Raw genomic sequence first — 19,931 nt, 5'->3', positions numbered from 1 at the left:
AAAAGAAACACGTAGCCAACAATAACGGAGGATTTCGATATCCGAAGCTTCTCCTCTAAATTGAAGAAAGAAGGGACGAACCTCCATGGCAACGGTTCTTTATATTACGGCTCATCCGCATGACGACCAAGTATCCTATAGTATGGCGGTCGGTAAAGCCTTCATCGAGGCGTACCGCGAAGCTCATCCGCAAGACGAAGTCATCACACTGGATTTATACAAAATGGACGTTCCTCACATCGACGTCGACGTTTTCAGCGGCTGGGGCAAGCTGCGCAGCGGCTCCTCATTCGATCAGCTGTCCGGCGAAGAGCAGCGAAAGGTTTCCCGTTTAAACGAGCTGGTCGAGCAATATGTCGCAGCAGACAAATACGTATATGTGTCGCCGATGTGGAACTTCTCGTTCCCTCCAGTGATGAAGGCCTACATTGACGCGATCTGTATTGCCGGCAAAACGTTTAAGTATACCGAGAACGGACCGGTCGGCCTCCTCGGCGATAAGAAAGCAATTCACATTCAAGCGAGCGGCGGTATTTATTCCGAAGGGCCTGCGGCGGCGTTCGAATCCGGACACAGCTACTTAGGCAAAATCATGCAGTTCCATGGCGTTCCGTCGTTCGAAGGCATCTTCGTGGAGGGGATGGCGGCCATGCCGGACCAAGCCCAATCCATCAAGGAAAAAGCGATTGAAAAAGCTCGTCAAGCAGCCAAGAGCTTCTAAAATGGCACAAATAAAGACACCCTGCTCCGCAATCGAAGCAGGGTGTCTTTGTCATGTTTAAAATGGACTCGCAACCCCGTATTTTTTGCCTACCTCCTGCAGTTCCTTCACTAGTGCGGAACCGAGCGGAATGCCGTTTCGTTCCCGCTTCGCCGCCAGCTCCTGCTCGATCTCCCCCGGCAGATAGATCCTCTCGAAGCCTTCCGCCAGGGGAACCAGACGAACCTCGCGAATCATCCGGTCGACACGCCCTTTAAACACTGCCAAGTCCTCGAACAAATCTGCCCGCATCAACCAGAAAAATTGCCCTACCTCCTGATTCCTGTCCAGATCATCGTATAAATGTCCGATGTAAGGACCGAAGGCTGCACCCGTGAAAAGTCCCGACAAAATATCAACCAGCACGGCAAGTCCGTAGCCTTTGGCTCCGCCAAGCGGCAGGACAAGCCCTCCGTTCAGTGCGGCCGCCGGATCCGTAGTAGGCTTGCCGTCCTTCGCTATGGCCCATCCCAGCGGGATCGATTGACCGTTCTGCTGAGCTACTACCAGCTTCCCGCGCGCAACCATGCTGGTCGCCATATCGAATACGATCGCGGGCTCCTCTCCTGCAGGTACGGCATAGCATAGGGGATTTGTCCCAAAATACGCCCGCTTACCGCCCCAAGGCGCCATGTAGGCTGGCGCATTCGTTGTGGCGAAGGCGATGCAATCGTGCTCTGCGGCGTATCCCGCATAGTCGGCCAGCATCCCGCAATGGGCCGAATGCTTGATCCCTACAACTGCAATCCCTGTAGCCTTGGCTTTCGCTACCGCAAGCTCCATTCCCTTCGTCGCAAGCAGGATCCCCAGGCTATGGCCGCCATGAATCAGCAGGCTGGAGTCGGTCTCCTTCTCGATGTTCATCTGCAGCTTCTTCGACTCCAGCCCGGCCTCCAGTCTTCTCGTATAGATATCCACCCTGCTGACGCCGTGAGACTCGACTCCCCGCATATTCGCAAGGGTCAGATGCCTCGCGATAATCGCCGCGTCGGCATCCTCGAGGCCAGCGCCTGCAAATACCGCGCGTACATAAGCCTCAAGCACCGCACGCGGAACCAAAATCTGCGCGTTCCCCATGATGTTGTCCTTCATCCCTTCGCATCAGAATAACCGATAACGTTTGGTCACTCGTTATTTTATGCAAGGGGCGTCCATGGGGAGCGCCTTTTTTTATAGCCGATTACCGTGCTAACCAGCCGCCGTCCACCGCTACCGTATATCCATTCACATAATTGGACGCGGGGGAAGCCAAGAACACAACGGGACCCGCCAAATCCTCCGGAGTTCCCCAGCGTCCGGCCGGGATCCGATCCAGAATCGACTTGCTGCGCTCTTCATCGGCACGGATCGGAGCTGTGTTATTCGTCGCCATGTAACCAGGCGCAATGGCATTAATCTGGATATCGAATTTGGCCCATTCGTTAGCCATGGCCCGGGTGATACCCATCACGCCGCTTTTGCTCGCCGTATAGGAAGGTACGCGAATGCCTCCTTGGAAAGAAAGCATAGACGCTACATTAATGATTTTGCCGCCGGTGCCTTGCTGCAGAAACTGCTTTACAGCCGCTTGGCTGAAGAAGAAGACGGTCTTCAGGTTGATGTTCAGCACGTCGTCCCAATCCTTCTCGGTAAAATCAATCGCATCCGCTCTGCGTATAATCCCTGCGTTATTCACTAAAATATCGACGTGACCGAAGGTTTCCAGCGCCTTTTCTATAATTCTATCAATCGGCTCAAGGCTCATCAGATTGGCCTGGATCTCTAAGAAAGCCCTCCCTATTGCTGTGATCTTCGCTCTCGTATCCGGCATTTCCACATAGTCCACACCGACGATGTCGGCTCCGGCTTCCGCTAACGCCAGTGCCATGCCTTGGCCAAGTCCCGTGCTGGCTCCCGTAACGATGGCAACCTTACCTGATAGATCAAAGCCGCTTCGTCCCATAAAAAAACCTCCCAAGATATAATCACTTTCTACTGCGATTATACCTTCGGAGGCGAAGGGAACATGTGAATCTTGTCACTTAGTGCAGGATCAGGATGTGACAAAACGATATCCTCTTTATTTAATGACAAGCACAGGAATCTTTGATTGCTGTACGACGGAGTGGCTCACGCTGCCCAAAACCAGCTCTTGCAGTCCTCCGAGGCCGCGGCTTCCCATAACGATCAAATCGCATTGCTTGTCATAAGCATAATCCAGCAGTGCCTTGGCCGGATGTCCGCTAAGCAAAGCTACGCTGGCTTTCGGAATCTTCTCCGCCTGCTCCTGAAGCTCTTGTTTTACCGACTTGAAGGCTCCCTCCGCATCGTCAAGATACGTAGACGGAAAAGTAGCCAGAGGATGGCTCACTAGGATGGCAGGAGGCTGATATACATGGACGATATACAGATTCGCTCCGTTCTCCCCCGCCAGCTTTACTGCTTTATCGAGCGCTTTGCGGGAAAGCTCCGATTGATCATACGCTACCAATATGTTCTGAAATGCCATAGGAAATCGCTCCTTATCAGCTTGATAGCTTCATCGTAGCAGAACCACCCGAAAATGCTGTGACAAAAATCATACGCCGGTACTCCTACTGCAGCCGGCTTCGTTTGGCATGTCCTTCTCCGGATTGCACTTCCTCAAACAAATTGTTTCCCCTGCTCCCTTGTCCTTGAAGGTTTCCCTCTTTATCGGAAAAAAAAGTTTGAAGCAGTTCCCTCATTTGCTTCATCGTTACCGGCTTTGCGTCATCCGTAAGTTCATACCCCAACTGGCCGTTTGTTTCAATCGTTGCCGTTTCCCGTCACGAATCACAGTAACCGGGGGCCCGCTTAGAAATCGCTCGAACCAATCATACCGCAGCTGCAGCTTCTCTCTACACGCATTCCGTTTGAGGTTCCATGCCATCCACATTCAATTCCTGCTTCAACGCCTCCCATAAAGCATCGCATAATTCGGAGGCCGTCCATTCATACCGTGAGGTTGCTGCCCTCCACTCCCCGTTGACGGCTTGGACCCGCATCGAAGGCTGACGTTCATGTAATAGCTCCAACAGCTGCCCAATGGAAAAAAGGGGAAGCGATTTCGTCTTCACGAGACCGTTCAGGTAATAAACCATTTCCTCCTGTCCACTGGTGTAAATATAATCTCCCTCCTGAGGAGTCCAAAGACTTCGCAGCTGTTCGACCTGTCCCTCGGAGAGCTGCTGAAGCTGGCTTGCCGTTAATCGCTGCTTCATGAACCGTCCCCCTTATAGGATAAAATAAGAAAACCTCTATCGAGGTCTTTCAAAGATGAGCGACCGCGTTTCAGTGGTAGGTTTTCTTGGTAAAGAATGTTGCAGTGCTTTAAAGCTTTAGCCAACTTTAACATTCTTTAACGTTAAAAAAGACCCGTATCCGTGAAAGGTCCGCGATATGCTGCGGAAGACCTTACAAGAATCATGGGTCTAGGGTACATATAGACGCAAATAGACCCATTCGCGGGTCAACGAAGTGCACAAATATGCGCAATTGCCAAGGATTGTGACCCATCTACTGCTGACGAGGTTAGCTGCCGGGCTCGGGAAAGATGGTTCCCTACACGAGTGACGATGTGATTCGCCCCAAAAGATCTGGTTCCCCCGCTTTCCGAGCAGGCTCGGAAATTAAGCGTAACTCTATCATACACAACGTTTGAAAGCGTCGTCAACTTTTTTCAAGTAACTTATGATCTGGAATGGTTTGACAGCATGGCGATAATATGATATTTCTATATTTAAACACCATTCAATTAAAAGGAGCGACAGGCATGACCCCTAGAAAGGCCGTCGATAAGGAGCTTAGTCGCGAACGGATCGTGGATGCGGCACGAGCCTTGTTTGCCCGCAAAGGCTATCACGCGATCTCCATGCGGGCGATTGCCGAAGAGCTTGGCTACACACCGGGGGCTTTTTACTATCACTTTAAGGAAAAAGCCGAGCTGTTCAGTCTCATCGTAGCTGAGGACTTTGCACGACTTGACGCCCTGCTGGCCGGCACCCTCGCCGGACCGCCCCACCCTTCACTCTCTCCGCTGGAGACCATTCTGATTGAATTTATTCGATTTGGTTTGGACAATCGTCACGCCTTCGAGATTATGTTCCTGATTGCCGATCCCGAGCTGATGAAGTATTCTCAGCCTTACTCCGCACGTAGCTACGACCAATTCGCCGCCGCTGTGCTGAAGACGTCAGAGCTGCCCGGAACAGATCCCCAGCTTATGCAGAAAATTTGGGCGCTGTTCATCTCGATCCGCGGCTTCGTGCAGTTCTTTCTGCACTCGCAGCAATCGTTTGAGGATGTCCGTTCACTTGCCGAGGTTCAGGTACGTATGCTCTCCAGGGGGCTTGCGTAATTTTTTCGCCCCATTATTGAACGGTATTTAATTAACGGAAAGAGGTGTAAACAGATGAACAACCAACCCTTTGATTTGATTTTTGGAACCGGTCCTTTAGGCCGCTCTGTGATGGTAGAGCTGCTAGGCTATGGCCGTAAGGTGAGAATGGCAAATACCAGCGGTAAAGCATCCGGCCTTCCCGGAGATGTGGAGGTTGTACGCTGCAATGCTTACGCCGTGGAGGAGGTGGAAGCCTGCTGCCGCGGAGCCCGTGTCGTATATGTTTGCGTGCAGCCTCCATACCATGAGTGGCCGCAGAAGTTTCCTTCGCTGATCCGAAGCATCGCTGAAGGAGTGATGCGGACGGGAGCAAAGCTGGTCCTCGGGGACAACCTTTACATGTACGGCCAAACCGTTGGCTCAATCCACGAGGAGCTCCCCTACGCTGCGACGACCCGGAAGGGAAAAGTACGAAGCGAGGTGGCCCGATATGTGCTAGGTCTGCACCAAAAAGGCAATCTGCAGACCGTTATCGGCCGGGGCTCCGATTTTTTCGGTCCTTATGTGCTTGGCTCAACTCTTGGTTCCCGGGTGTTCCCTGCCCTTTTGCAGGGAAAAGCGTGCTCCCTGATCGGCCATATTGATCTTCCACATACCTTCACCTATATAGGTGACTTTGGGAAGTCGCTCGTGCTGCTGGGAGAAACCGAATCCGCCTATGGTCAGGCTTGGCATGTGCCGAATGCTCCTACGATGACCCCGCGGCAGGTGGCGGAGCTGGCATACCGTTTAGCCGGGAAGCAGCCTAAGATCCGCTCGATGGGTCGAGTCATGATCGCGATCGGGGGCCTGTTCATCAAGGAAGCCCGCGAATCGATGGAAATGATGTATGCCTTCGAGCAGCCTTATGTCGTCGACAGCTCCAAGTTTTTCCGGACGTTCGGCGACATCTCGTCTCCTTGGGAGACTTCCCTGCAAGCGACGCTGGACTGGTATGCTTCGTTGCGCTAGCCGAACAAAAAGGCCGGCCTTATCAACAAAATCATCTGCTGACAAGGCCGGCCCGTTACCGTTTATTTTTTCTGCAAATCTTCAATCGAATCGATATTCATATAGGAAGGAACGACCAGGCCGATCTTGGTGCCGTTCAGATTCGGGCCGAGATCCTCGAATTTGCCCTTGTACTTATCATAGTAGTCCTGATGCGTTGTCGGCAGCCACGCGGCTACAATGGCATCTGCGTCTCCGCCGGCAATCCCGGCCCACATCGGTCCTGCCTCTACCTGCATCATATCAACCTTGTAGCCCAAACGCTCTTCCAGCACCAGCTTCACGACATTCGTGCTGGCGATTTCGGAGTCCCAAGCGACATAAGCCAGCTTCAGCTTCTTGCCGTCCGCCTTCTCGATCCCCTTGGCCCATTCATCCACCTTCGCCTTGTTGGCTTCGATCCATTCGGCAGCGGCCGCCTCCGGCTTCTTGCCCTCTTGGATCGCTACCATCACCTTCGCCATATCATCCGGTGTCCATTCGAATTTATCGAGCAGCGCGTAGGCGGACGGATGATCGGCTTTCAACCCGTTGCGGACGATCGTGTGGATTTGCTCATCGCCGCCGAACACGCCCTTCGGATCCTTCAAGTACTTCAGCTCGTACTTCGCGAATTTCCAGTGCGGCGTCCAGCCGGTGACAATAATCGGCTTCTTGTCCTTATACGCTTTATCCAACGCGGCGGCCATTGCCGCACCCGAGCCCTCAACCAGCTTCCAGTCGGTCAGTCCGTAGTCCTTGATCGCTTTTTCCGTGGACTTCATAATCCCTGCGCCGGGGTCAATTCCGATGATTTCATACTTCACCTGATCTCCTGTAAAACCAGCAGCTGCCTGAGCCGGTTCCGCTGACGGCGGGTTGGCCGCTTCCTTGGCGCAGCCTGCCAGCAGGATGGAGCTTGTAATGCCCAACACCGTAATTGCTTTCATCCATTTTTTCATCTTATGCACTCCTCTTTTGTTTGTTTTTCACAATATGCTGTGACAAACGATCCAAAATAATCGCCAGAATCACGATAGCCAAGCCGGCCTCGAAGCCCTGCCCTGTCTTAATCTGGGTGACGGCCCGGTATACATCGGCGCCAATGCCCTGTGCACCGATCATAGAAGCGATCACCACCATGGATAACGCCAGCATAATCGTCTGGTTGATCCCCGCCATGATCGACGGAATCGCCAGCGGCAGCTGAATTTTGAGCAGCTTCTGCATCGGCGTACTGCCGAAAGCGTCGCCTGCTTCCACTAAATCGTGAGGCACCTGCCGTATACCTAAATTCGTCATACGAATCGTCGGCGGCACCGCAAAGATAACGGAAGCGATGACGCCAGGTACTACGCCCAGACCGAAGAAGGAAACAGCCGGAATCAGATAAACGAAGGCAGGCATCGTCTGCATAAAGTCCAGCACGGGCGTTATCAGGTTCCTTGCCCGATTGCTCCCTGCGCAAGCAATTCCTAACGGAACGCCAATAAGGATGGATACGATCGAGGACGTCATAACGAGAGCCAGCGTATCCATCGTATGATCCCAGTACCCCAAATTATCGATCAGTATAAGGCCGAGAAATGTGAAAACAGCGAGCGGTGCACGCGCAATCCAATAAGTTAAAGCGCTTAAAATAATGATCATCAGCAGGGAAGGTAAAAATTGAAACGCCGCCGAAAAACCCTCGACCGTCCCCTCAATTGCATCGGAGATCACCGTAAAGATGGGCGAGAGGTTCCCCTCCAGGCTGTCAACGAGAAGCTCGACCCATTCATCAAGCGGTAGCTTCGGTATCATCTACGCTCACCTTCCTTGGCAAAGGGTGTCCCGCCAGTGCGCCAAGCACGGCACCTCGAACAACGACCCCAATAATTCTTCCTTGCTCGTTCACGACCCCTACCGGATACTTTGAGGTGCCGCAAATTTCGAACAATTCATGCAGCAGCATATCGGGAGCAACGGTCGGCGTATCCCGTATGACAATTTCCTCCAAGCTTTTGCCCTGGGAAGCGGCTTCCGAGGCATCGTCCGCGGTAATGACACCGAGCAGCCGTTTGGACCGGTCCACAACGAACAGGTTCGAAATTCCGCCCTCCCGCATTAATTGCAGAGCTACCCGCGGTCCCCTATCGATGCTGATGGTCTCCGGTCTGCGCATGACATGCGACGCGGTCAGCACCTTGGATAGATCCACATCCTCCACGAACCGTTCTACATATTCGTTCGCAGGATTCATCATGATTTCTTCCGGTGTACCCACCTGGACCACCGAGCCATCCTTCATTAAGGCGATGCGATCGCCTATGCGTAATGCCTCATCAAGATCGTGGGTAATAAATACGATCGTCTTTTTCATCTTCTCTTGCAGATCAAGCAGCTCATCCTGCATATCTTTGCGGATCAGCGGATCAAGTGCGCTAAAGGCCTCATCCATAAGCAAAATATCGGGATCGTTCGCCAGCGCTCTGGCAAGGCCAACCCGCTGCTGCATGCCTCCGCTCAGCTGATCCGGGTAGCTTCCGGCCCAAGCCTCAAGTCCGACCAGCTGCAGTGCCTGCTCCGCTTTCCTCAGACGCTCCTTCTTCTCCATCCCCTGGATCTCCAGGCCGAAGGCGGCATTCTCCAGAATCGTTCGGTGAGGAAGCAAGGCGAACTTCTGAAATACCATGCTGATTTTCTTGCGCCGGACCTCGCGCAGCTGCTCCTGACTCATCTGCATCAGATCCTGTCCGTGAACATAAATGCTTCCCCTTGTCGGCTCAATAAGCCTGTTAAACAGCCGGACCAGCGTCGATTTCCCGCTTCCGGACAAGCCCATAATGACGAAGATCTCGCCAGGCTCGATCGACAGCTGAACCCGGTTCACCCCGACGGTCTGCTTTGTTTCCTTCAATATCTTCTCTTTACTCCAGCCTTTCTCAAGATACGGAAACACCTTATCCGGTTCGTTTCCGAACACCTTGGAAAGCTCTTTAACCTCAATGACGGCCAAGGTAACACCCCATTCCAGTTCATTTCCAGTTCTGACCCTAGTCTATCGTACAAGAAAACAAAGTGTCAACCGTTCATTTCGTTTGTATCGTTTGTACAGAAAATACTGTACAGGGTTATCCTTTGTTTTCTTCCCGTTTCCTCCGTAATGCTTACCTAGTTCTTTCTTTACTTTGTGTTTTCTGTTACTTACAATAAGGCTAATATGTCGAAACTCAGATTTAGACAAACACCGACAGGAGTGGATCAAGGTGTTCACCGAATTGACTGGTTTATCCGCAGAACATGAACAGTCGATTCAAAAGGCGCGCAAACGCATTATTGAATCAGTGGGCAAGAACATGGACTTATACGGCATCACGCTATCTACCGGACTATTATATGGATTGATGTTTTTTCAAGATAAACCGATGACTCTCGATGCCATGGGTGAAGCCATGGAGATGAGCAAAACGAGCATGAGCACGGGAATCCGAACCCTTGTTGATTTAAAGATGGTCAATAAGGTATGGGAGAAGGGGTCGCGGAAGGATCAGTACGAGGTGGAACGGGATTGGCATCAGACCTTTGCCGATTTCTTCGTCATTAAGTGGCGCAAGGCGGTTGAAATGAACCTGACCGCTCTGCGGAAATCGCTAAACGAGCTGACGGCGCTTGCCGGCAAGCACCCGGAGGACGAGACGCTGCAGTCTTATCTTCGCGGAGATATCGAGAAGATCAACCAAGCCATCGCCTACTATATGTGGCTCGACCGGTTGATCGATACCTTGGAATCGGGAGAAATCTACAAGCTTGTCCCGAAGGAAAACGAGTAATAAAACAAGAAGCAGGCTGTCCGCCTAACGTTAAGACGGAACAGCCTGCTTTGGTGTGCTCAAATATTGCTTTATTTTTCCCTATGCGCTTCTACAAGCTCGTACAGCGCCTCTCGGAATCTCCTTTCCTTCCTCCTCTTGAGCCGTTCCTCCTCATGAAGAGAAGTGTACAGCGAAACGCACATGAAGCCCATGATGACGGCGAAGGGCAGCGCCGTGACGATGGAGGCCGTCTGAAGTGCCTGAAGCCCTTGGCTAAGCAGCAGAACAAGTGCGATCAAGGATTGGGCAACCCCCCAAGCCACCTTAATCTTGGTGGAAGGGGTTAAGCTCCCTCCGGAGGTAAACATCCCGAGTACATAGGTAGCTGAATCTGCCGACGTAATAAAAAACGTAATAATCAGCAATGTGGCCAAAGCGCCCAAGATCTTGCCTAACGGCAAATGCCCCAAGGTTATGAACAAAGCGGAGGTCATATCCTTACTGACCGCTTGGGCAATAGGCAAGCCCTCCAGTACTTGCTGATGCAGCCCGACGCCCCCGAAGACGGAGAACCAAAGGAAGCTGAACAGACTGGGAATGAACAGCACACCCAGCACAAACTCCTTCACTGTCCGGCCGCGGGATACGCGGGCAATGAACATGCCGACAAACGGCGCCCACGCGATCCACCAAGCCCAATAGAATAGCGTCCAGTTGCTGACCCAGGTTGCTTGGGTAAAGGGTGTTAACCGCAAGCTCATCTGGATCAGGTTCTGCAGATAGCCCCCTAGCGTCACCGTGAAGGTATCGAGCAGAAACGAGGTGGGTCCGAGCACGAAGGTCGCGATCAGCAAGCCTAGAGCCACCAGCAGGTTGGCATTGCTCAGCATTTTGATCCCTTTGTCCAAACCTGTTGTTGCCGAAAGCATATACAGCACTGTAAGCACGGCAAGGATACCGATTTGGACACCTACTCCGTTCGGTACACCCCATAGAAACTGAAGCCCTCCGTTAATCTGGAGCGTGCCAAGACCAAGCGAGGTGGCCACCCCGAAGGCCGTTGCGATAACGGCAAGTATGTCAATAAGCTTCCCCAGTACCCCATCAACCCGGTCACCAAGCAGCGGATAAAAGGTATGGCTGATTAGACCCTTGCGTTTTTTACGGAATTGAAAATAAGCAAGCGCTACTCCGACGACGGAATAGATGGCCCATGGATGAAGTCCCCAATGAAAGAAAGCATATCGCATGGCAAGTCTGGCCGCCTCGGCGGACTGGCTCTCCGCTGCCTGAGGAGGGGACATGTAGTGGGACAGCGGCTCGGCCACTCCCCAGAAAACAAGCCCGATTCCCATCCCCGCGCTGAACAGCATGGCAAACCAGCTTACGTTGGAATACTCCGGCTCATCCTCGTCTTCGCCAAGACGGATGCCTCCGTACTTGCTGAACGCTAAATAAACGACAAAGATAAGAAATCCGAAGGCGGCGAACAAGTAAAACCAGCCGAAATTCGTCGTCGTATAAGCAAGAAATTCACTAGCCTGCTTCGCGAGACCGCTTGGATTCAAGCTGCCCCAGAGCACAAATAGGAGAATAATAACTGCCGCTATTGTAAAAACCATGGAAGCCTCCGTTTACCTTTTTACCATTTAAGGTATCCGCGGGCAATAGATGCTATTCGGATGCCTCATTTCCTTATCGGAACATCGGGGAGTTCATTAACAAATACAATCCCGCTTGCTTTTTTGCCGGGCTTAGTCCAATGCTTCTCGCTTCCGGGAAGATCGTCGAACCAGGCCGCATCCGAAGGACAGTCCAGCATCATGAATTTCCCATATTCCCCGTCGCGGGATTGATGGTACTTTAAATAGGCTTTGCCTGATTCGATAGCTAGTATTTCGATTTTACCGGAGGTATGGCTCATGTATAGGCGAACCCGCTTCCCGAGCCCCGATGTCCTGGCCTTCGCTTCCTCCACGATCCGGTAAACCCGCTCCAACGGCAGTACAAATTCCCGATTTCCCGTTACGGGACGATTGATGAAAAAATAATATGGCGTCACACCGGCCCAGGACAGCTTGTCGAGCAGCTCCCCAAGGATCACAGGGTCATCATGATTGATGTGAGCCATAACGTAAATTCGCTTCTCCGGAGTGGAATACATGTGGATTGTATCTAATAATTCCTGGTCCTCATAAATGCGCATCGGATTAAATACAGGAATTTTGGAGCCTAACCGTATAATCTTTACATGCTCAATCTGTCTGAGTCGCTCCAGGATCTTAGCCAACTTGGCGGTTGCAAGAATCAAGCTGTCTCCGCCGGTGAGAAGCACGTTATTAATCTCAGGATGCTTTGCAATATAGTTGATGCCCGGGCTGACATCCGACATCATAAAAAAACAGCCCATGGTCACCTAATTGCAAATCTGCCATTATACACGCGAAAGCATGGCTTCCGAGCGCCGATAATTGCACATCTGCGATTACACTGGTCATGAAACACGAAAAACCAACCTTCCTTCCCGCCCAATTGCAGATTTGCAACTATAATCGCGAAACCTGCCCATCGAGCAACAGTAATCGCACATCTGCTATTACATAGGCTTTAAAACAAGAAAAAACTCACCATGCTTGGTGGCTTTGCCTTCTTTTCCGCTTTTCAAAAGAGCAAAACAAAAAAAGACCCTTTGCTCATGAAAAAGGCTTCGTCTTACAGGACGAAAGTTCCCCCTATTCTCATGGGCACGGGTCTCCCGGAAAGCACAAAAAGACCCGATGCGTCGGGTCAATTCACACATTGAGTATGCATAGGCATGCAAACAATTGTTGACCCATCTACTGCTGACGAGGTTAGCTGCCGGGCTCGGGGAAAGATGGTTCCCTACATCGATGACTTCATGATTCGCCCCAACAACATTGGTTCCCCCGATTTCCGACGATGTCGGAAATTAAGCGTACACTTATGTTACAAAATAAGGAAAACATTGTCAGCCCTTAGACGTCTCCCTTCTCAAAACAAGACTGCGGCATCGAGTCCGCAGTCTTGTTCCGCTTACACGCGTGTTATTCTCGTCCAAAAGCCGCCCTTGAAGTTCTTGGGCTCATGGGAAATGATGAACGCCTTAGGTGCAAGCTCCTCTATCGTGTGCATGAGCTTGCGGGCGTTGCGGCGCCGCACCAGGACCTGCATCACAAGGCGCTTGCCGTCCCGTCCGTCCGCCGGCCATGTCGTTACTCCGTAGCCATGATCCCTCAGCTCGTTAGGAAGCTTGGATTCTAAGGAATCCACGATCACCTGCACCACCAGATAGCCTAATGCCAGCGCTTCTTCGATGCGGCTTCCGAGATACACACCAAGGCCAAAGCCGATGCAGTAAGCAGCCATATTCCATGGATTGTTCATGTTCTGAAGCACCAGATTCAAGCCCAGCAGGTAGATGAATACTTCAGCCATAGAAAGGAAGGAAGCCAGGAGGGTTCTGCCTTTGATGACCAAGATTAGCCGTAATGTGAAAGTAGAAACATATGCGATGTTTATGGCAATGATCGATCCGATTAAAGGCAGCGAGATCATAGGCGCTACCTTTCTGCGATATATCCGGGTCTTGGCGCTTGCCCGGAGTACGGAGCAACGAGACGATTCGTCTCGCTGTTGTACACCAGAAATACGTTGCTCCGGGGCATCGGAGAGATGTTGCTGTTCGAGCCGTGCATTATGTTGCAATCAAACAGCACGATCGACCCGGCCTTCCCGACAGGAGTATGGATGCCGTGCTCCCGCACCAGCTTCGTAAGGCTGTCCTGATCGGGAACGCCGTACTCCTGGCGGCGGAGCGACTCCTTATAATGCTGGTCCGGCGTTTGCCCCACGCACGAGATGAAGGTTCGATGAGATCCCGGCACTACCATCAGGGGGCCGTTGTAATCATAGTTATCCTCTAAGGCGATGGAGCAGCTGAGCGCCCTCATTCGGGGCATGCCATCCTCCACATGCCAGGTTTCGAAATCCGAGTGCCAGTAGAACTCCTTGCCCGTAAACCCCGGCTTAAAGTTAATCCGGGACTGATGAACGTACGTGGGCCCGCCCAGCAAATAATCGACGATCCCCTTGACCCGCGGATGCTCGGCAAGCTGCTTGAAGAGATCATTATGCTGATGCACGGCGAAGATCGATCGGACCTCTTCGCTGCCCGGCTCGCGAATCACTTCCTTCGCTTCGGAATGCCGGCCCTCCTTCCAGAGACGCTTCAGCTCGTTTTTAAATTCGGCAATTTCCCCTTCCGCAAAAAAGCTGTCGAGAAACAAATAGCCGTTCTGCTCATAAAATTCGGATTGGATACGGCTGATCGGCGCATCCGGCGACCAGGCAGAATATACAACGGGATCCTTACGTTCGATCCATTCGGGGTACTCCCGAACTCGGGATGGATATACATCGGCAGTAGCGTCCGCTTGCGTCAAATGATTGGCTGAAGTCATGCTCGTATCCTCCTTAAAATTGGGTTCGAATGTTAGCTGGTAAGCAGCGGATAGGTCCCCTGCTCGTCGTGCACCTCTCGTCCTACAAGAGGCGGATTGAACACACAGATCATGCGCAGCTGGGATTGTGCGCGCAAGTAGTGCTTCTCGTTTCCGTTCAGCGCATAGAACATTCCTGCCCGAATCGGGTACGTCTCTCCCCCGATCACCTCGATTTCGCCCTCCCCCTCGATGCAGTAGACGGCCTCCAAGTGATTCTGATACCAGATCAAGGTTTCCGTTCCCGCCTTAATCAGCGTATCGTTCATTGAGAATCCCATGCCGTCCTTCTGCAGAAGCAACCTTCTTGAGTTCCACGTCTCGGTATCCACATCGTCCTTCGTTCCCAGCACCTGCTCCAAATGCTTTACGATCATGTCGTTTCCTCTCCCTTGTCCTCAGTTATCGTTCTTCTTTGCCTGCCGCCTAGCCAGCTCCCGGAACCCTTCAGCCAGAAGGCGAAGTCCTTGTTCCAGCACCTCAGCTTCAATCGTGAGCGGAGGCATCAGCTTCGCCACCTCGCCGCGGGGGCCGGAGGTTTCCATGATTAAGCCTTGTTCAAAAACGATTCCGCACAGCACCTCCGCCAGCTCCGGCCTGCTGAAGGCGATGCCTTGAATGAATCCCTTGCCCCGGAGCTCTCCCTGCAATTCAGGATGCAGGCTGAGCATACGCTCTAACGTCTTGCGGATCATCCTGCTTTTCACATCAATTTCCCGCTCCAGCTCGTTCGTCCGCCAATATTCGAGCGCCTTTGCCGCCGCGACGAAGCCCAGATTGTTGCCTCGGAACGTTCCGTTATGCTCACCCGGGTTCCATTGGTCAATTTCGGGCTTAAGCAGCGTTATCGCCATCGGCAGCCCGAAGCCCCCAATCGACTTCGACATGCACACGATGTCCGGTTCTATCTCCGTCCCATCGAAGCTGAAGAAGCTGCCGGTCCGGCCGCACCCCATCTGGACGTCATCGATGATCAACAGAATCCCCCGCTCCTTGCACAATGCTGCGATCCCCTGCAGCCAATCCTTGCTGGCGACGTTCAGACCGCCCTCCCCTTGCAGGGTCTCCAGAATGATCGCCGCCGGCAGCGGCACTCCGCTTCCCGGGTCATCCAGAAGCTTCTCAATATACCCTGTTGTATCCAAATCCTTCCCAAAGTATCCGTCGTACGGCATAAAGATCGAATTTCCCAGCTCTACTCCCGCTCCCTTGCGCTTGAAGCTGTTGCCGGTAACCGCCAGCGAGCCGAGCGTCATGCCGTGGAAGGCGTTGGTGAAGCACATCACCGCCGTTCTGCCGGTTACCTTGCGGGCAATCTTCAGGGCGCTTTCCACGGAGTTGGTCCCTGTAGGTCCGGGGAACATCACTTTGTAGTGAAGTCCACGCGGCTTCAGGATCGTTTGCTCGAATGTCGTAAGGAAGTGCTCCTTAGCCGAAGTGGCCATATCGAGGCTATGCGTGACCCCGTCTTGGACCAAATAGTCGATTAACGCTTCCTTGATCCGCTCATTGTTATGTCCATAATTCAAGGCTCCCGCCCCTGCGAAAAAATCAATGAATTCGTTCCCGTTCTTATCCCACAGCTTGGCGTTCTTCGCTTTGGCAAATACGGTCGTAAAGCTTCGGCAGTAGCTGCGCACCTCGGATTCCATTTGGTCAAATACGTGCATGGACGGCTTTTCCAGTAAGGTCGTGTTCATTCGGATCTTCCTCCCTTATTCGGATTCGGGTCTGACTTACATCACGGCTTTCCTAGGCAAAGGGCCTAGCTTGTACAGAATCTCCTCTTCATGGGCTCGTTCAGAGGGAAACATGGATGCGGCATAGCCTTCAAACAGATGGCACTCCAGGTTATGGGACTTGGCCAAATGCAGGAACAAGCCCCTTGAAGCCAGATTGGACGGACTTACCGTCGCCTTCAGGTAACGAATATCCGTGCTGCTCTCTCGGAGCAGCAGCTCATGCAGCATATGCTTCCCAATGCCCCTGCGCTGGCGGCTCGGCTTCACGGCAATCTGCCAGATAAACAAGCAATCCTTCTGTTCCGGAGAACGAAATGCCGATAGGAATCCGACAATGCCATCCTCATCCTCCGCTATAACGCATGTGCTGCGAAAATAATCGCACAGCATGATGTAGCAGTATACGGCGTTCAAATCGAGCGTCTCCGTCTCCTTCACCAGCCTCCAAACGGCTGCGCCGTCCTCTTTTTCCGGGTAACGAAATCGAATCGTTTTCTCGTTCAACATCCTTCACTCCCTTCCGCTAGAGGTGCGGAACCGCCGTAAGAAGGACTGAAGCCGTTCGCTCTGCGGATGGTCGAATATCGCAGAAGGCGGTCCCTCCTCCACAATGCGGCCGTCCGCCCCGAAGATGACACGGTCGGCAATCTCCCTGGCGAATTCCATTTCATGTGTAATGAGCATCATGGCCATGCTGCCCTCATCGGCGAGCTCGCGGATGACCTCCAGCACCTCCCCGACAAGCTCGGGATCCAGCGCTGAGGTCACCTCATCGAATACCATCACCTTCGGCCGCATGACGAGGGCGCGGGCAATGGCGACTCGCTGCTTCTGTCCACCGGAGAGCTGTGAGGGATAAGCCTCCAGCTTATGCTCCAGCCCCACCTTGCGGAGCATCGATACGGCTCGCTCCTCGGCCTCTTCCTTCGGGAGGCCGAGGACCTTGCGCGGCGCTTCCGTCACATTGCGCAGCACGCTCATGTGCGGAAACAGGTTGAAATGCTGAAACACCATGCCGATCTTGCTTCGCATCCGATGCAGATGCTTCTCATTCGCCCGCATCAGACCGTTCGGCACCTTCCTGTGCCAGAGCAGCTCGCCGTCCACCTCGATCGTGCCCGAGGTCGGCTCCTCCAGGGTCATCAGCATGCGGCCGAGCGTCGTTTTGCCCGAGCCGCTGGGACCGATGATCGCGAGCTTCTCCCCCGGAGTCAGCTCAAGATCAATTTCCTTCAGCACCTCGGTATCACCGTAGCGCTTGCTAACTTTGTTGTACTTGACGACAGGAATCAAGCTCCCACCCCTCTCTCTGAAGTCGGTCTTTTGTCCTGTACGGCGGATGAGGAAGCCGCTTGCTTCACTTGCAGGCTAAGCCGCTTCTCCAGACGCTGCACGAGCAAGGATGCGGGGTAGCTGATCAAGAGAAACAATATACCCACCAGCGTATAAGGCTCGAACACCCGGTACGATTGCGAAACGATATTTTTGGCGGTCAGCAGCATTTCCACGAGCGTAATGGCTGACAGAATGGGGGTTTCTTTAAACATGACAATCAGGTAGTTCCCCATAATGGGAATGACGGGCGGAATGGCTTGGGGCAGGATAATCGTCGTCCATGTTTTTACTTTCGGATAGTTCAAGGCCACTGCCGCTTCCCATTGTCCGCGAGGGACCGCCTGAATTCCCGAACGGTATACCTCCGACAAATAAGTGCTGTAATGCAGTCCCAGTCCTATGATACCTACGGCAAAAGCAGATAGAGAGATATTCATGAGTTTAGGAAGGGTATAATACAGAAAAAAGACTTGGACCAGCAACGGAGTGTTGCGAATAAACTCCAAGCAAAATCTCGAGCAGACGGAGATCACTTTCCACCGGGAGCTTACGGCCAAAGCCATGACCAGCCCCCCGATGCAGGCGAAGGCGAAGCCCCCGAAGGTGGCCAGCACGGTGATCTGTAAGCCCCGCAGCAGCTCCGGCAGGATTTCGACGGCATAGCTCCAATCCCACATACGCTACACCCTCCCCACAGAGAGCCTGCGCTCCGCTCTTCGGATACCGAAGGAGAGCAGCGAAGCAATCCCGAAATACATCACAAGCAGCAGCCCCAGAATCTCCGGCGTCCAGGAAATGTAATTGTTCCGAAGGACCATCGCCTGATAAGTCAAATCCGACAAGGTGATGAAATATACGAGCGAGGTGCTCTTGATCAGCTCGATCAGCAGATTGCCGAAGGGCGGCAGCATACGGATGACTGCCTGGGGCAGAATCACGTACCGCAGGCTCTGCCATGGCTTCATGTTCAGCGCCACGGTCGCCTCCCACTGTCCCTTGGGGATCGCGAGCACGGTGCTTCGAACGACCTCCGAGCCGTACGCCCCGAAATTCAAGCCGATCGCCAGCACCGCAGCCCACAGCTTCGGAAGCTCGATTCCTACGAAAGGAAGTGCAAAGTACAGCCAGAATAGCTGGATCAGCAGCGAGCTTCCTCTGAAAAATTCCACGTACACTGTTGTTCCCGCTCTCAGCAGCCGGTACCGGGACATCCGGGCCAGCCCGGCGGTGAAGGAGACGAGAATCGCCACCACCGCCGAGAGCAGCCCGATGACTACCGTGAGCTTAGCGCCTTCCAGCAGTAAAGGAACGAATTCCATCCATGAGGAGACCATGCAGCTCTACCCTTTGCACAGAGCTTCCGAGGTTACATCACCCGGCAGCTCCTGCTCCGTAAAGCCGAATTTCTGAAGAATCTTCAGCAGCTCTCCCGATTCCTTCAGCTTCTTCAATTCCGCATTGAACGCTTGCTGGAATTCCTTATCCTCCGGCCGGAATGCGGTAGCCCCGTATCCTCTCACGCTCTTCCCATCGATTTCGGGCTGGTTGAAATCGCTTACTCTTTCCAATCCGTCGTCCTTGGCCGAATCCAGCATCGCTTGAAGCGCCGGTCCGGTCATCGTTACGGTATGTGCCCGTCCAGCCTGCAAGGCATTGAGCGCAGAGGCTTGGTCCGGTACGAGCAGCATCTGATCCTTAGAGACGCCGGACTTTTCTAAATAACCGATTTCCACCGCACCGGTCATAACAGCCACCTTCACATCCTTCTTGGATGCGATGTCCTTATAGCTGTGTAATCCGTTCGGATTACCCTTCTTTACGGCAATAGCTTCCCCAATACTGTACTCCGGATCTGCAAACAGCACCGCTTTACAGCGGTCGGGGTTAATAAACATTCCTGCGGTAATCATGTCAAAGCGTTTGGCCTGAAGTCCGCCGATCAGGGAGCCGAATTCCGTAAGCTCCCCTTGCATGTCTTCAATGCCCATGTTCTTCAGTATGGCACGAGCAATTTCTACGGCTTCTCCCGTCAGCTGACCGTCGGACGTCTTGTAGGCGTACGGCTTCTCGTTGGCGAAGCCAATGGTCACGACCCCTTTCTCCTTGACCTTGGCTAACGTGCCACTCTCCGATGACTTGGCCGGGGGCGGATTGTCCCCTCCCGCGCCGGCCTCCCGGACCTCTCCGCAACCGACGACTGATGTGAATAGCGATAGAAACAGCAGTAACGACAAACCCCTTCTCAAGCAGCACCACTTCCTCTCTTAAGAATTCGTTCGCGAACACTATTCATGCTAACACAGTTTTCCATAAGGTGTCATATGGACTCAGCCATGATATTTCCAGAGAATCCCTTCTCTCCTAGTCTGAGGGAGGATTACCCGGTACATTCTCCGAATTCCTCCCGTATGT

21 protein-coding genes, 1 pseudogene and 2 riboswitches are annotated in these 19,931 nt (G+C 53.0%); of the genes and pseudogenes, 4 read left to right on the top strand and 18 right to left on the bottom strand.

Annotated elements, in window-relative coordinates:
* Window positions 1–85 precede the first annotated feature (85 nt).
* Window positions 86–721: an FMN-dependent NADH-azoreductase gene (locus tag RAC89_RS16385; RefSeq protein ID WP_306614730.1), complete on the top strand. Its 636-nt coding sequence runs from the start codon at window positions 86–88 to the stop codon at window positions 719–721.
* 57 nt (window positions 722–778) lie between these two features.
* On the opposite strand, the gene RAC89_RS16380 is transcribed toward RAC89_RS16385, so the two are convergent.
* From RAC89_RS16380 to RAC89_RS16365, 4 genes are all read right to left on the bottom strand, one after another.
* Entirely contained in the window at window positions 779–1,837 is a 1,059-nt protein-coding gene (locus RAC89_RS16380) for an Ldh family oxidoreductase (protein WP_306614728.1), read from the bottom strand.
* Between the two features lie 103 nt (window positions 1,838–1,940).
* On the bottom strand, window positions 1,941–2,702 hold the full coding sequence (gene kduD, locus RAC89_RS16375) for a 2-dehydro-3-deoxy-D-gluconate 5-dehydrogenase KduD (protein ID WP_306614726.1): 762 nt from the start codon (window positions 2,700–2,702) through the stop codon (window positions 1,941–1,943).
* 117 nt (window positions 2,703–2,819) lie between these two features.
* Window positions 2,820–3,248: a universal stress protein gene (locus RAC89_RS16370; protein WP_306614724.1), complete on the bottom strand. Its 429-nt coding sequence runs from the start codon at window positions 3,246–3,248 to the stop codon at window positions 2,820–2,822.
* A 370-nt stretch (window positions 3,249–3,618) separates the two neighbouring features.
* On the bottom strand, window positions 3,619–3,981 hold the full coding sequence (locus RAC89_RS16365; RefSeq protein ID WP_306614722.1) for a hypothetical protein: 363 nt from the start codon (window positions 3,979–3,981) through the stop codon (window positions 3,619–3,621).
* A gap of 284 nt (window positions 3,982–4,265) precedes the next feature.
* Window positions 4,266–4,406, bottom strand: a riboswitch (cyclic di-AMP (ydaO/yuaA leader).
* A 126-nt stretch (window positions 4,407–4,532) separates the two neighbouring features.
* Here RAC89_RS16365 and RAC89_RS16360 point away from each other — a divergent pair.
* On the top strand, window positions 4,533–5,117 hold the full coding sequence (locus RAC89_RS16360) for a TetR/AcrR family transcriptional regulator (RefSeq protein ID WP_306614720.1): 585 nt from the start codon (window positions 4,533–4,535) through the stop codon (window positions 5,115–5,117).
* 54 nt (window positions 5,118–5,171) lie between these two features.
* On the top strand, window positions 5,172–6,110 hold the full coding sequence (locus RAC89_RS16355) for a Rossmann-fold NAD(P)-binding domain-containing protein (RefSeq protein ID WP_306614718.1): 939 nt from the start codon (window positions 5,172–5,174) through the stop codon (window positions 6,108–6,110).
* A gap of 62 nt (window positions 6,111–6,172) precedes the next feature.
* On the opposite strand, the gene RAC89_RS16350 is transcribed toward RAC89_RS16355, so the two are convergent.
* The 3 genes from RAC89_RS16350 to proV are packed head-to-tail and all read right to left on the bottom strand — an operon-like array spanning window position 6,173 to window position 9,126.
* On the bottom strand, window positions 6,173–7,090 hold the full coding sequence (locus RAC89_RS16350) for a glycine betaine ABC transporter substrate-binding protein (protein ID WP_306614717.1): 918 nt from the start codon (window positions 7,088–7,090) through the stop codon (window positions 6,173–6,175).
* Window position 7,091: 1 nt separating this feature from the next.
* Window positions 7,092–7,931: an ABC transporter permease gene (locus RAC89_RS16345; protein ID WP_306614716.1), complete on the bottom strand. Its 840-nt coding sequence runs from the start codon at window positions 7,929–7,931 to the stop codon at window positions 7,092–7,094.
* Window positions 7,909–9,126, bottom strand: a complete 1,218-nt coding sequence (gene proV / locus RAC89_RS16340; protein WP_306614715.1) for a glycine betaine/L-proline ABC transporter ATP-binding protein ProV — start codon at window positions 9,124–9,126, stop codon at window positions 7,909–7,911. The genes RAC89_RS16345 and proV overlap by 23 nt, the downstream gene beginning before the upstream one ends.
* 250 nt (window positions 9,127–9,376) lie before the next feature.
* Between proV and RAC89_RS16335 the strand changes: the two genes are divergently transcribed.
* Window positions 9,377–9,940: a GbsR/MarR family transcriptional regulator gene (locus RAC89_RS16335; protein ID WP_306614714.1), complete on the top strand. Its 564-nt coding sequence runs from the start codon at window positions 9,377–9,379 to the stop codon at window positions 9,938–9,940.
* Between the two features lie 71 nt (window positions 9,941–10,011).
* Here RAC89_RS16335 and RAC89_RS16330 read toward each other — a convergent pair whose 3' ends face one another.
* From RAC89_RS16330 to ehuB, 11 genes and pseudogenes are all read right to left on the bottom strand, one after another.
* Window positions 10,012–11,544 (bottom strand): glycine betaine uptake BCCT transporter, encoded by a 1,533-nt coding sequence (locus RAC89_RS16330; RefSeq protein ID WP_306614713.1) that lies wholly within the window; start codon window positions 11,542–11,544, stop codon window positions 10,012–10,014.
* 65 nt (window positions 11,545–11,609) lie between these two features.
* Window positions 11,610–12,314: pseudogene (locus tag RAC89_RS16325) on the bottom strand (KamA family radical SAM protein); the annotation flags it as partial.
* 434 nt (window positions 12,315–12,748) lie between these two features.
* Window positions 12,749–12,889: riboswitch (cyclic di-AMP (ydaO/yuaA leader) on the bottom strand.
* Window positions 12,890–12,976: 87 nt separating this feature from the next.
* Window positions 12,977–13,498 (bottom strand): DUF2179 domain-containing protein, encoded by a 522-nt coding sequence (locus RAC89_RS16320; RefSeq protein ID WP_284644402.1) that lies wholly within the window; start codon window positions 13,496–13,498, stop codon window positions 12,977–12,979.
* Between the two features lie 5 nt (window positions 13,499–13,503).
* Window positions 13,504–14,403, bottom strand: a complete 900-nt coding sequence (gene thpD / locus RAC89_RS16315; RefSeq protein ID WP_306614710.1) for an ectoine hydroxylase — start codon at window positions 14,401–14,403, stop codon at window positions 13,504–13,506.
* A gap of 32 nt (window positions 14,404–14,435) precedes the next feature.
* Window positions 14,436–14,819 carry an ectoine synthase gene (locus RAC89_RS16310; RefSeq protein ID WP_284644398.1) on the bottom strand — a complete coding sequence of 128 codons (384 nt, stop codon included), beginning with the start codon at window positions 14,817–14,819 and terminating at the stop codon, window positions 14,436–14,438.
* Between the two features lie 21 nt (window positions 14,820–14,840).
* Window positions 14,841–16,142 carry a diaminobutyrate--2-oxoglutarate transaminase gene (gene ectB, locus RAC89_RS16305; protein WP_306614709.1) on the bottom strand — a complete coding sequence of 434 codons (1,302 nt, stop codon included), beginning with the start codon at window positions 16,140–16,142 and terminating at the stop codon, window positions 14,841–14,843.
* Window positions 16,143–16,178: 36 nt separating this feature from the next.
* Window positions 16,179–16,691, bottom strand: coding sequence for a diaminobutyrate acetyltransferase (ectA, locus tag RAC89_RS16300; protein WP_306614707.1), 513 nt, complete (start codon window positions 16,689–16,691; stop codon window positions 16,179–16,181).
* A 3-nt stretch (window positions 16,692–16,694) separates the two neighbouring features.
* Window positions 16,695–17,477 carry an ectoine/hydroxyectoine ABC transporter ATP-binding protein EhuA gene (ehuA, locus tag RAC89_RS16295; RefSeq protein WP_306614706.1) on the bottom strand — a complete coding sequence of 261 codons (783 nt, stop codon included), beginning with the start codon at window positions 17,475–17,477 and terminating at the stop codon, window positions 16,695–16,697.
* Window positions 17,474–18,196, bottom strand: coding sequence for an ectoine/hydroxyectoine ABC transporter permease subunit EhuD (gene ehuD, locus RAC89_RS16290; RefSeq protein WP_306614704.1), 723 nt, complete (start codon window positions 18,194–18,196; stop codon window positions 17,474–17,476). The genes ehuA and ehuD overlap by 4 nt, the downstream gene beginning before the upstream one ends.
* A 3-nt stretch (window positions 18,197–18,199) precedes the next feature.
* Window positions 18,200–18,853: an ectoine/hydroxyectoine ABC transporter permease subunit EhuC gene (ehuC, locus tag RAC89_RS16285; protein WP_306614703.1), complete on the bottom strand. Its 654-nt coding sequence runs from the start codon at window positions 18,851–18,853 to the stop codon at window positions 18,200–18,202.
* A 6-nt stretch (window positions 18,854–18,859) separates the two neighbouring features.
* Window positions 18,860–19,765, bottom strand: a complete 906-nt coding sequence (gene ehuB, locus RAC89_RS16280) for an ectoine/hydroxyectoine ABC transporter substrate-binding protein EhuB (protein ID WP_306614702.1) — start codon at window positions 19,763–19,765, stop codon at window positions 18,860–18,862.
* Window positions 19,766–19,931: the final 166 nt, after the last annotated feature.

The organism is Paenibacillus sp. GD4, from assembly GCF_030846225.1.
In the GTDB taxonomy this organism is placed as follows: Bacteria; Bacillota; Bacilli; order Paenibacillales; family NBRC-103111; genus Paenibacillus_G; species Paenibacillus_G silviterrae.
Note: the sequence above shows the minus strand (reverse complement) of the source record. Positions and strands in the feature narration are given on the sequence as shown.